At 44.9% G+C, this 12,752-nt stretch carries 9 protein-coding genes; 8 read left to right on the top strand and 1 reads right to left on the bottom strand.

Translation table 11 applies throughout. The features are described from left to right. From ACFVTB_RS21165 to ACFVTB_RS21145, 5 genes are all read left to right on the top strand, one after another. Positions 1 to 836: S-layer homology domain-containing protein (locus tag ACFVTB_RS21165; RefSeq protein ID WP_387753630.1), on the top strand; the 836-nt coding region annotated here is incomplete at its 5' end. Positions 837 to 1,741: 905 nt separating this feature from the next. Further along, on the top strand, positions 1,742 to 2,683 hold the full coding sequence (locus tag ACFVTB_RS21160; protein ID WP_387753628.1) for an alpha/beta fold hydrolase: 942 nt from the start codon (positions 1,742 to 1,744) through the stop codon (positions 2,681 to 2,683). A 297-nt stretch (positions 2,684 to 2,980) separates the two neighbouring features. Further along, the gene (locus ACFVTB_RS21155) at positions 2,981 to 3,850 is read left to right on the top strand and encodes a DUF4085 family protein (protein WP_387753625.1); all 870 of its coding nucleotides are present in this window, start codon (positions 2,981 to 2,983) and stop codon (positions 3,848 to 3,850) included. 437 nt (positions 3,851 to 4,287) lie between these two features. Further along, entirely contained in the window at positions 4,288 to 4,779 is a 492-nt protein-coding gene (locus tag ACFVTB_RS21150) for a cysteine hydrolase family protein (RefSeq protein ID WP_387753854.1), read from the top strand. 120 nt (positions 4,780 to 4,899) lie between these two features. After that, a complete protein-coding gene (locus tag ACFVTB_RS21145) occupies positions 4,900 to 6,474 on the top strand; it encodes an ABC-F family ATP-binding cassette domain-containing protein (RefSeq protein ID WP_387753622.1) in 1,575 nt (524 codons plus the stop codon). Positions 6,475 to 6,709: 235 nt separating this feature from the next. Here ACFVTB_RS21145 and ACFVTB_RS21140 read toward each other — a convergent pair whose 3' ends face one another. Then, a complete protein-coding gene (locus tag ACFVTB_RS21140; RefSeq protein WP_387753619.1) occupies positions 6,710 to 7,819 on the bottom strand; it encodes a PRK06851 family protein in 1,110 nt (369 codons plus the stop codon). 542 nt (positions 7,820 to 8,361) lie between these two features. Here ACFVTB_RS21140 and ACFVTB_RS21135 point away from each other — a divergent pair. The 3 genes from ACFVTB_RS21135 to ACFVTB_RS21125 all read left to right on the top strand — a co-directional run bounded on the left by ACFVTB_RS21135 (position 8,362) and on the right by ACFVTB_RS21125 (position 12,737). Next, positions 8,362 to 9,765: a discoidin domain-containing protein gene (locus ACFVTB_RS21135; protein WP_387753617.1), complete on the top strand. Its 1,404-nt coding sequence runs from the start codon at positions 8,362 to 8,364 to the stop codon at positions 9,763 to 9,765. A 216-nt stretch (positions 9,766 to 9,981) separates the two neighbouring features. After that, positions 9,982 to 10,947 (top strand): quinone oxidoreductase family protein, encoded by a 966-nt coding sequence (locus ACFVTB_RS21130; protein WP_387753614.1) that lies wholly within the window; start codon positions 9,982 to 9,984, stop codon positions 10,945 to 10,947. A 233-nt stretch (positions 10,948 to 11,180) separates the two neighbouring features. Continuing rightward, on the top strand, positions 11,181 to 12,737 hold the full coding sequence (locus ACFVTB_RS21125; protein WP_387753611.1) for an SAM-dependent methyltransferase: 1,557 nt from the start codon (positions 11,181 to 11,183) through the stop codon (positions 12,735 to 12,737). Positions 12,738 to 12,752: the final 15 nt, after the last annotated feature.

Below are 12,752 nucleotides of genomic sequence, written 5' to 3'. Positions count from 1 at the left end.
CCGATTATACCGTTGTGGGCAACACAGTTACAATCCTGAAGGCGTACTTGGCGAATCAGTCGGTTGGTACGACAAACTTGATGTTCACGTTCAGCGGAGGAGCAACGCAGACGCTTGAGATTACGGTAAGTGATACGACACCGGTCCCAACACCAACACCAGGACCGGGATCAGGGCCAACACCGACATCGACACCAACACCAACGCCAACGCCAACGCCTAAACCATTCTACATTGATGCAGTTAATATTGATGTAATCAAGGCAATGGTAGCCCAATTGAACACTTCACCTGTAGTATCATTTAAGGATGTACCCGCGAGTGCCCCAAATGCTAAAGCAATCGGGTTAGCGACCAAGCTTGGGATTATCAAGGGTTATGATGATGGTTCATTTCGTGCTCATGCTACGATAACTAGAGCCGAGTTTGCATCAATGCTAGTAAGAGCGCTTGGATTAACATCAGAAGGTGACTCCGACTTTAAGGATACTAAAGTTCACTGGGCAGCAGATGCCATTGCTACATTAGAAACAAAAGGAATTATTAAGGGTTACTTAGACGGAACGTTCAAACCAGATCAGACGATCACCAGAGCAGAAATCGTATCTATGCTTTCCAAAGCGATGAACACGACTTTTGTGAATAATAATAAGTTCCAGGATGTTATAGGTCACTGGGCAGAGACAGAGATTGATGCATTATCCGCTATGGGGATCGTAAAGGGCGCACCGGATGGTTCATTCAAACCCAACGTTAATGCGACGAGATATGAATCATTACTTATGATCTTACGTATGCTGAATGCAAGTCTTGATCATTCACTAGACATAGAATAGAAGAATAGAGTTGCTTGAATAGGGCAGGTACTGGTAAAACAGTATCTGCCGTTTTGTTTGTGTTCATGTCGCCGTCTTTGTTAATGGTTTGTAAGTTTTATCGGCCCCCGTTTTGAAGCCGATTAGCCATGTGTCGATCTTCTTGCGGGTTACTCTGGCCATTCGCTCCTCCTCTCAAAATTGATGTAAAAAAGCTGCCCAAGATTGGCGGCAACAAATTGGTTCATATATAATAATTATTAAGTCAGGAATGTATAACTTGGAATTGACAACAGACAAGCTCTAAAAGGTAACTGAGAAAGTCACAGTTAATTTTATAGAAAAACAACAAGCCAAAGATAAGGATATTATTATAGAAACCCTGTCAGAAGCGATCATCGACGATATTACTTTTCGAGTTACCAAACGGAGATTTACTTGTTGCAGGACAGGGAAACTATAGAGCTAAAACAGTAACAACTAAGGAGTGTACATCATGAATTCGATACTATTTATTGCAGGTTGGGCTATAGTAGGAATTTGTATTGGCGGTTTAATTGTTATTCTTAAATCTAGGTTTAAAAAGTAAATGAAATGAAAATCAATCACGCTGTTCAACCGTATCATAAGTGACGGCGAAAAGTTGAGTTGAAGGTTGAAGCTTCGGTTAAGAATCTCGGACCGACCTTCCAAGTCACAAAACGACAGTTGAAAAGAACGATAAAAAATAGAGACAATGGATTAACCATTGCCTCTATTTTTTATCGTTCTTTTGGAAACATAGGATAGTTGCGAGGACTCCTTTGTAGAAACAACCTTTTTTTTTCAACTTCATATTTTTTGCACATATTTTAAGAACGGTGACAAAAAGATGTCACCTTTTTTTCATTAAACTACATGTATCACAAGAAGGAGGTTTTGATTCAATGTTTAATCCAACTGATTTTCCTAAACCTACTCTTATTTCAATCAACGGCGTGGAACTCGAAGTCTTTGAAGCAGGCCGACAAAATGAAGGAAAACCCATTGTCCTCTGTCACGGCTGGCCAGAGCATGCCTTTTCTTGGCGCCATCAGATGGCCGCCCTTGCCGCAGCGGGCTACCATGTCATCGTCCCGAATCAGCGGGGCTACGGCAACTCGTCCCGTCCGACCGAGGTAACAGACTATGACATTGAACACTTGTCGGGCGATCTCGTCGCCCTTCTCGATCACTACGGATACGAAGATGCCACCTTTGTCGGTCATGATTGGGGTGCAATGGTCGTTTGGGGACTGACCTTATTGCATCCAAACCGTGTAAACAAAGTGATCAATCTGAGCTTGCCTTACCAAGAGCGCGGAGAAAAACCCTGGATTGAGTTCATGGAAGAAATACTTGGCGGCGACTTCTATTTCGTCCACTTCAATCGACAGCCAGGCGTCGCAGACGCCGTATTGGAAGACAATACGTTCCGGTTCCTTCGCAATCTGTACCGGAAGAACGAGCCCCCCACAGAGCCTCAGCCAGGTATGGTATGGATCAATCTCGCCAAAGCAGAAACACCACGGGGTGAGCCCTTGATGAGCGACAGCGAGCTGGCCGTTTTCGTCTCCGCTTTTGAAACATCAGGGTTCACGGGCAGCATAAATTGGTACAGAAACCTTGACCGCAATTGGCGCTTATTGGCGAGGGTGAACCCAATCATCCAACAGCCGACCCTCATGATCTACGGCGACCGGGATGCGGTTCAAAGGTCTGAAAACCTGACGAAGTTCGTGCCTAATGCGGAAGTAGTCAATCTGGATTGCGGTCATTGGATCCAGCAAGAAAAACCGGAAGAAACAAATCAAGCGATTTTGAGGTGGCTGGAACAGTGCAAGCCGTGATGATGCTGAATAGAGTCGCTTAGCGAGAAAAACTTAGAAGGACAATAGAGGCACCCAAACAGGGTGCCTCTTGATTTCGCGCTATCGAAAATACGTAGAAAAACAACAAATGATTTCGCCTTATAAAATTGTTAAGGTACAATTGTATGCAATAAGACTTATTACGAAATTAAGTTATTGATATACCACGCCAATGACATATTAGGAAACAGTGCTTTAATAAACGAGAAGGCAGAGTAACAGGAAGCAGTCTCGCAAAAGCGACCGGGTCAATGGAGGCTATGAAGGAGTGTTTCTGTGAAATATTTGACTCAAGAATGGTATGAATTATGCCAGCGGACAGGACTTCATTTTGGCATGAGGGTGCATAAGGGCACCTATGTACATGACGAAGCACTTTATTTGCGACTCTATAAAAAGAAGGAAAAGGAATTTATGAGTCAGAGACGCGAAGTTTACGACGTCGATCCCCGGTTTATGCTGGGGCAGGATGGCGCGCAAGGTGTAGCTCTCGATAAATGGCCCTTGGACGGAGATCAGATCAGTGAAGAGGATACAATGGTCTATCACATGTCTGCTGAAGAAAGGGATCGCATACAGCAATTAATTGCCGCTTACGATGTCCGGCCTCCTTTTGATGAAGTGAAATGTAAGGAAGAATTCAGTGAGATTCAGGAATGGGGACGTATGGAAGTGTTTCATAAACTTCCGGGCGAGCTGTCCTCACGTATTGCGGATATGCGGGTGTTTGCACTGGGTTACTGTACGAGAGAAGTACTGCGCGAGCTGAAGCAACTGAGCAAAGAAAATAAAAAACGCATGATGCTGATTTTGGATGAATTTAGGCAGGCACAACAAGCGGAGAACATTCCCGAACATATCCGCAGCCAATTCGGTTTTCACGATTGCACCGTGACCGAGCTTACGCCTGGCAAGCAAATGGTTATGAGACTGGATACGCAAGGCGGATTTACCAATAACAACAAGGTTACATTTGATGCAGTCGACGAAATCATCAGACAAGACGAGCACATTGTAGGCAGCTGCTGGATTTATAATGAGCTGTATCGTACGGATTGCGGCTATGAAGTTCATGTTCTGTTTTCGGGCAAAGAAATGTCTGAACTGATTATTCGCTGCGCAGACATTGTTGTAGAACAAGAATGATAAAGCGTTATATGACCTATTCTTTTGTGTATCTTCAAAGTATGTTCATTTAGACGTTTTGACGGCTCAAAGTTATTTTAAGGTAAGTAATCCGTTCGAAGAAGTGGACGGTGCTCTTATTGCTTCTATTATGGGGATTACTTTTGCTGTGTTGACTTTAGAACAGATTGCTATGTTTCCAGAGTGTCAGAAACAATTTCAAAAAGATCTTTTATATATGACTATAAAGGCAAAGCAGGATCTGATTACGTGTTACAAGGTTATAAGTAGTGATTTATTATTAAACGATGAAGTTTATTCTGCTTTGATATTTAGATTAGAAGAAGACAACCAATCGACTGACCTGCATGTACCCAAAATTCCAAAGAAAGGACCGTCCGCTTAGGATGGCCTTAAAACTTACCGTTACAGACTACGCGGTGAACCGTATCATAAGTATGGCGAAAGGGAATGAGCAGAAAGATTTACAGAATGGTGTTTGTTACAACAAAGAGCAGTTGTTTGAATTAGAAAAATTACTTTCAAAAGTGAACCAAAGAATTTCTTTGTATAGAAAGTTGCATAAACCCATTATTTTTGTTCAACACAGTGACGAGGATTTAGTACCTGGAGAAGAACAATGGGCTATTCATGCTAAACTTGATGTTCAAGCACAAGATCTTTTGGTACAGAAAATACATGCAAACTCATTCTACAGAACGAACCTACAAGAAATTTTAAGGCAGTTAAATGTAAAGAGTATAGAGTTTTGTGGTGCTCAAACGGAATACTGTATGGATGCTACTGTTAAGTTTGCGCATGGACTAGGTTACAAAAACCTTATGGTAAAAAACGCAACCTCTACTTTAAACAATTCGTCTATGTCCGCAAAAGAAACTATTAATCTCTATGAGAATATGTGGGATCATAGATATTTAGAGTTCATATAAGATGAAAAAAATAATCATAAGCTTAGGGAGCTTTTCCGGACAAAGGAGAAGCCCCTTCCGCACTGATAGCATTCAAACTTGCCAGATCATTAGAGTGTGAGAACCAGGAGGGTGATGACCATGAGCGTCATACGGTTGGAGAACGTCACGAAGAAGTATGAAGAGTCCATGATCATTCGCGACATTTATTTTAGAGTGATGCAAGGGGAACGGATCGGCTTAATCGGACGGAACGGCGCCGGCAAGTCGACGGTATTTAAGCTCATCATGGGCAAGGAAGAGCCGACGTCCGGCAGAGTAGAAATAGATCCCCAGGTGAGAATCGGATATTTCTCGCAGTTCTCGGAACTTAGCGGAGGCTTGTCCGTTCAACAAGAACTAGAAGCATGCTTTAAGCAGGTTGCCCTTATTGAACGGGAGTTGCAAGAGGTCGGAGATCAACTTGGTGTGGTTACTGACGATAGAGAGATGGATGCGCTGCTAGCAAGGCAAGCAGAGTTATTCGAACAGATGGATCATCTCGATGGCTGGAACGTTTCCGTCGAGATTAATACGGTGCTTACGAAGCTAGGATTCAATGACAGATCTCGCAATCAGCCAATCGACGAGTTGTCTGGGGGATGGCGTAACCGCGCGGCGCTTGCGAAGATGCTCATCGAGCTGCCCGATGTCGTTCTGCTCGACGAGCCTACGAATTACTTGGATATGGAAGGGATCGCGTGGCTGGAGCAGTGGCTGTACCGATTCAAGGGAGCCATGATTCTGGTGTCGCATGACCGGCAATTTATCGACAAGGTCGTCACGCGCACGATCGAGATCGAGAACTATCATTTTCAGGAATACGAAGGCAACTACACGGATTACGTCCGTAAGAAGAAGATGCGTAAGAAGGCGCTTGATCGCCAGTTCGAGTGGGAGGAAGAGCTGCTGCTCATGGAATCCGAGGCAATCGACGAGCGCGCGAACCGCAAATCCGGTTCCAAGGACCGTCTCTCGCGGAAGCTGGCGGATAATAAGAAGCGGATAGAGCCTCATCCCGTGAACGTATTGATTACCGACATCTACGAGAGGTTGCGCTTTCCCGACAAGCTCTGCGAAGTGAAGAAGATCGGGCAGACATACGAGGGCAGGCAGATCTTCGAGAACGTGAGCTTCGATATTCAGAAGGAAGATCGCTTGGTCATCGTGGGACCGAATGGAAGCGGGAAGTCCACGCTCATTAAGGCGCTTACCGGGCAGGAGAAGCCGGATTCCGGGGAGGTTGTCTGGGAGAAGGGTGTTGACTACGCCTATTTCAACCGGATGTGGGAGGAGCTTGATCCTAAGGATACTGTCAGCCACGCGGTAAATACGTATGGATTGGGGCTGGACGCTCCGCGCAAGAAGGTGAACAAATTCCTAGCTATGCTGCAATTCTCGGAAGCGGATCTGAGCAAAGCGATCGGCAATCTGTCTGGCGGGCAGAAAGCTCGGGTGGCGCTGGCTAAGTGTCTTCTCTCGGGCGCGGCTGTTATTATCCTGGACGAGCCGACCAACCATCTGGATCTCACGAGCATTCAGGTCATGGAGCAAGCTCTGATCCATTTTCCCGGTGCGGTCATTACGGTAAGCCATGATCGATTCTTCATCGATAAGATCGGGACCAAGATGCTGACCTTCGATCCGGTAACCGGAGTGACCGAACAGAGCTTGTAATAAGTGCGTAGAGACCCACCTCATGTGGTACCGGTCATAAATGCCGAGACGAGACCTCTATCAAGAATAGTTCTCCATCATTTGAAATCGCATACGATTTTGAGGGACATAAATGGTTGCTATCCAGGGAAGGACATAGAGAAGTGGAAGCAGATACAATCACAAACAGGGCAGGGCTCAGCTTGCATTAGACTGCTGAGCCCTGTCTGAACTAGAACGCTTTGGGGTTGTATCTTTATTTTGAAAGCTGCATGGAGCCAATCCGTTCATTCAATTCGGACTGTAATTGCAGATGGAGTTTCTCTACGATCGAGAAATCTGTGGCCGCAACATAGTAGGCCTTAATTTGAGAATCGATGGCTTCGGCTTCCGCCAGATGGGAGGTGGCCTCTTTCATTTTTGCCGAATAGCGTGCTTTGATACCGGCTATTTCGGCAGCATGAGCTTCATCTGTTCCAGGGGCTATAGCCAGTTCATACATATCTAGGATTTCATCCCCGTCCAGATCTGGAAAGTATTCATGCGGAGCGGTACTATCGAAGATAGCCGTACCAAGTTTCGGGAATATCAACATATCAAGACTGTTCGGATCAAAGCCGCAATGAAACACTTGAACTTCGATTCCTTTCGTTTCGGCAGCAGAGGCAAGCTTTTTCAGCAGAGTCGATTTGCCAGATCCCGCCCTTCCTTTAATGAAAATCCGACTTTCCAACTGAGCGGTCAAGCTTTGAATAAAATCGAATGCCCCCCTCGGAGTCGCAGCTCCGAAAAATAAGTGACGTGGAGCGGTCGGCGTATCGCTTTCATGATCTGCATATAATGCTTGAATCAAATCCTGCGCAATCTGGTCAGCCTTCGAGAAATTCATGTTATCGATATAAAATTTTTCCCACTCGTCATGAATCCGCAATGCAGTTGCGAACGTTTCATACGCATTTGAATAGGCTCTCTCAAGCTTGCCTCTAAGATCTTCAATCGTTATGTTGTGTTCCGGTAAAATAAGATCGTTATCAAACGCTTCCCCGAAATGGATAGAGACGATTTCATCGGCCCCGCTATCCGAAATCCCCTTACAGACTCGCCCGTCGACAATACCAACCTTCAATTCCGTTAAAATGATGCCATCGAGTTCGTCGGGACGAAGAGGGGAGTGGAAGCATTGCACATGCAAGCCTTTATCCAACAGGCTATCCGCTAAGCTTTGGATGACCGTCGATTTCCCTGTACCTTGGGGCCCCGTAAGGACAAATATTTTGTTCAACTGATCAAATGCGGATTGGTACAAGAAATGAGCTCCGTGCGCAGTGTTGCCGTGGGCAAAATAGTGAGATGATTTTACTGCCAACCTGAAACACTCCTTTGTGCCTATTCTGATTCGCAACGTTTACAGAATAAGCATGATTGGGATAAGTGCCTATTCATTTGTATATTCCGCATTATAAAAAGTGGTGTTCGTCCTCGCCCATGTTTTTCACTCGCAGGTGGAATTATTGCTATTTGATAAAACGATGCTTCTGGACATTGCGATGCGGGATACCGCTTTTGCGCCCCTTTTCAGATTCCATAAGGTGCGTTTCATTGCATTCAATAATGCTGTTGAGTTGAAATAGAAGTAACAATAAACAAACATTCTTTCGTGTATTGTGAATAAGATTATGTATGATGCAACAGCCGTATGATTGGAATACGCTTCCTCCTCCTCATGCCATGCCAGCTAAAGCCGATGTACGATGTTGTACGAACGAAACGCTAAGAGATGCTTTTGCGGGAGAGCTGGCATATCAAAAGCGTTAATTATTAGGGTAGGAGAAAGGGGCACCAATGATGAAAGGGCCAGGTCTTAGCAAGCGAAAGAAAAGGATTATAGCGAGGATAAGAGGTCACTTGATGGTTGCAGCTATCATCGTTTCGCTACTGACATTCGGATCTTCGTCATTTGCCGGAATAGATCAAGGGGGCGACACCCAAAAGGTCGTGATTTATAATACGAACGGCGGCTCAACGATTCCCCCTGATTTTGTTCATTCCGGAGGTACGGTTTTTTTTCAAAAAACTCCGGTGAAGGAGTGCTACAGCTTCGAGGGCTGGTTCTATGACAGTGCGCTGACGCAAGCTTATAATACGTCAGATTCAATCAATAATGACTTAACGCTGTATGCGAAATGGGCGGCCTCAAGTGCAAATGCGCAGTGCGGCAGCGCAGCTACATTGACCTCCACGATTGGTACGGTAAGCGTCGGAGGGACGGTGAATGAGACGATCATTGTCGGGAGCGGCATCAAGTTAGCCGCGTTGAAGGCTGCAATTACGCCGTCAGCGAATACATCGTTTGAGATCTACAATGCAGACGGAATAACGAAAGCGACGACGCTAGCAACGGGCATGAAGATTATTGTAACTCCGCAAACCGGTACGAATAAGGTGACGTATACGATAACGGTGAGTCCTCCAAACTTAGCGTTAAATAGCCCCGCGAAGGCGGACAGTACGTGCAACGCCTCGCAAACCGCGGCCAAAGCCGTGGACGGCAGCGTAACCAATGACAGCAAATGGTGCTCCAAATCCAGTAACCGTTGGCTGCAGATCGATCTGGGCTCTGTGAAGCAAGTGAACCAATTCGTCATCAAGCACGCATCGGAAGGTGGAGAGTCCGCCTCCTATAACACGAAGGCTTACAATGTCCAGGTTAGTACCGATGGTACGAACTGGAACACGGTGGTCAACGTTATCAACAGTACGAGCGGGATTACGGTAGATAAGATAACTGAAGTATCGGCTCGATATATTAAGCTGAACGTCACGACGCCTACGCAAACCACCAACCTTGCAGCAAGAATCTATGAGTTCGAGGTATACGGACCTCCAAATGTGGCATTAAATAAACCCGCGAAGGCGGACAGTACGTGCAACGCCTCGCAAACCGCGGCCAAAGCCGTGGACGGGGTAGTTGTCAATGACAGCAAATGGTGCTCCAAATCCAGTAACCGTTGGCTGCAGATCGATCTTGGCTCTGTGAAGCAAGTAAACCAATTCGTCATCAAGCACGCATCGGAAGGTGGAGAGTCCGCCTCCTACAACACGAAGGCTTACAATATCCAGGTCAGTACAGATGGTACGAACTGGAATACGGTGGTCAACATAATCAACAATAAGAGCGGCATTACGGTAGACAAGATAGCTGAAGTATCGGCTCGATATATTAAGCTGAACGTCACGACGCCTACACAGACCACAAACGCCGCAGCAAGGATTTATGAGTTTGAGGCTTACGGACCTAGTTTTAAGACATAATCCTTGCGACGTATGTAATAGAAAAGGATTTATTGCCTCTGAGACTTTAAGGTTCAGGGGCTTTTTGATTAGAATGACGACGTTCTGGCGTTACCTGTACCGAAAGAGCAACGTGAAGCGGTTTTCGAGAATTCTGAAGAGAATTTGATTACAATTCCAATCGTAATTAAAATAAACTAAAAGTATCAAAAAATATAAGGAGAGGAGCTCGTTCAATTGAGAGCACTTGTATTTCATAAATTTGGAGGGCCGGGAGTACTTGAGTATCTTGAAATTCCGGATCCGGTTATCGGAGCCGATGAAATATTAGTAAGGATGAAAGCAATTGGATTGAATTTCGCCGATATTTATAGAAGAAAAGGGAACTATCATCTTACGGGCAATTCCCCGTTTATTTTAGGTTATGAAGGGGCGGGAGTCGTTGAAAAGACGGGAGCTAATGTCCAAGGAATCAGCGTTGGCGATCCTGTTGCATTTGCCGATGTCCCCTATGCTAATGCGGAACTAGTGGCTGTTCCGATGGAAAAGGCAATTCCTCTTCCAGAGACCATTTCATTTGATACGGCAGCTTCCGTTTTACTGCAAGGCTTGACTGCCCACTATTTAACAAAGGATAGTTATGCGGTTAAGGAGAATGATGTCATTCTAGTTCATGCGGCAGCAGGGGGCGTTGGACAACTGCTCGTCCAAATGGCAAAGATCCTCGGTGGAAGGGTCATTGGCTTAACGTCCTCTATAGAGAAGGCGTCTGCAGTTAAGAAGGCCGGAGTAAATCAGGTTTTTTTGTACTCAGATGATTGGAAGGAAAAAGTTTTGGAAGCAACAAACGGAAGAGGCGTGGATGTAATCTATGACTCAGTAGGCTCTACGCTCGAAGATAGTTTTACAGCGACTCGCATTGGGGGTACGGTCGTATTTTATGGAATGGCAGGGGGAGACCCTGCTCCAGTTGACCCAAGGATGTTGATGGATACGTCAAAGACTTTGACTGGCGGGGATCTTTGGAATGTCCTTACTTCCAGTGAGGAACGGATAGCCCGTTCAGTCGAACTGTTCCGCTGGATAGAAGAGGGGAAAATAGCGGTATCTGAGCCTACGGTATTTGCACTACGAGATGGCCGAGAAGCGCATCAATTTCTAGAAAGCCGCAAAAGCACAGGAAAAATTTTATTAAGACCATAAAAAACGCATGAGACGTACGATGAGCTTCGAAGGGCACCCGATCGGGTGCCTTTCGATTTAAGAAGGCTATTTCACCAGGATGCCCTTCAAATTTGCCATTATAGATAGCACGGAGAACCTTATCAAAATACGGCGAATATCGGTGTGCTACAATGGTAATGATCGTAAGAAAGGTTTTTAATGAAATAAGACAATAGGTATCTCATAACTTCCAGAGGGCAGGATAAATTACAATGACATTTGAAAACAAACAGCGCTACCGCTATAGTGAAGCACCTATATGGAATATTCAGAGGAAGTACTATGAAGAAAAGGGGATGAAGGCTTGGAACAATGACCAAGTTCCTCAATATATAACGAGTAATCCGATGATCGCTACTGCCTATGCCGAAATGATATTTGGGTTTCTTCAAGATCGGGCGAATAAGGAAAATAGTTCGGAACCTGTTATGATTGTGGAGCTTGGGGCAGGAGCGGGACGTTTTGCTTTCCATGTGTTAAGTGAATTGTGCCAGTTAAGAGACTACGCGGGGACTTCACTACCTTCGTTCCGTTATATTATGACGGATTTGGCGATGGACAATGTTCTAGCCTGGAGGGAGCATCCAGCACTTCAATCTTTTATTGCCGAAGGATTACTCGATTTTGCGCGATTTGATGCTGTTCATGATACGGTTCTGAACCTTGTTGTATCAGGCGCAACGATTAGCGAGGGAGATTTAAAACAACCGTCAATCATTATTGCCAACTACTTTTTTGATAGCATTCCACAAGAGTTGATTTACGTAGGTGATGGTCGAATTTATGAAGCTGATGTTATTGTCGAATATCCCGAACATCATGGTTCACTTAAACCATCAGATTTGTTAGACCAAATATCTTTGCATTATGAGCATCGGCGAGCACCTGAGTATGAACAAGAAACCTATCCATACCGTGATGTCATTGCAATCTATCAGGAACAACTAGAGGATTCGCATATTTTGTTTCCTGTTGCTGGAATCACTTGTTTGGAGCGTTTGAATCGGCTATCTCAGGCGGGATTCCTATTAATAACGGCAGACAAGGGAGACCATTTGCTTGATAACTGGAAATTCGCAGAACCGCCAGAGTTAGTCCTGCACGGAAGTTTTTCTTTAACGGCAAACTACCATGCGATTCAGCATGTTTTTGAGCAAAGAGGAGCCATATCGTTATTTCCCCCGCATCATTATAAAAATATAAATGTGGGCTGTATTCTTAATTTGAATAAACCGATGGACTATTCCAATACAAGATTAGCTTATCGTCGATGTATTAAACGCTTTGGTCCGGATGAGTTTTTCAGTTTGAAGATGGGGATAGATCGCAATCTAGATAACATGGGATTACAACAAATCTTGAGTTTTTGGCGTTTGGGCGGATATGATGCGGAATTTTTCATTCAAAGTACGAAGCGGATCTCTAGTCTATTGCCGGATGCAAACGATGAAGAAAGGCAGGATATTTTGAGTGGCATACAGCTTATGTGGTCATCGTACTACGTAATGGAGCAGCGCTATGACTTGGCGCTGGATGCTGGATTGCTATTGTTTGAGTCGGAAATGTACGAGGAGTCTAAGCGTTTTTTGGAAATTTCAATTCATCAAGAACAAGATGAGGTTGTATCGACCGTATTTTATTGTCTGGCTATTTGTTGTTTCGAGTTAGAGTTAGTCGAAGATGCTCTCGGATACTTGCGGAAATTATTAGAACTCGAGCCTGATCATGAAGAGGCATTGGCATTGTTAAACGAATTTGAGTTGGAGTAGTCAAGTTCAAATACT

The sequence above is a fragment of the Paenibacillus sp. NPDC058071 genome, assembly GCF_042885235.1.
In the GTDB taxonomy this organism is placed as follows: Bacteria; Bacillota; Bacilli; order Paenibacillales; family Paenibacillaceae; genus Pristimantibacillus.
Note: the sequence above shows the minus strand (reverse complement) of the source record. Positions and strands in the feature narration are given on the sequence as shown.

Excerpts from the sequence above, each read along its gene's own strand:
- ACFVTB_RS21160 (WP_387753628.1), top strand. The coding sequence starts at position 1,742 with ATGTTTAATCCAACTGATTTTCCTAAACCTACTCTTATTTCAATCAAC.
- ACFVTB_RS21150 (WP_387753854.1), top strand. The coding sequence starts at position 4,288 with ATGGCGAAAGGGAATGAGCAGAAAGATTTACAGAATGGTGTTTGTTAC.
- ACFVTB_RS21125 (WP_387753611.1), top strand. The coding sequence starts at position 11,181 with ATGACATTTGAAAACAAACAGCGCTACCGCTATAGTGAAGCACCTATA.
- ACFVTB_RS21145 (WP_387753622.1), top strand. The coding sequence starts at position 4,900 with ATGAGCGTCATACGGTTGGAGAACGTCACGAAGAAGTATGAAGAGTCC.
- ACFVTB_RS21135 (WP_387753617.1), top strand. The coding sequence starts at position 8,362 with ATGGTTGCAGCTATCATCGTTTCGCTACTGACATTCGGATCTTCGTCA.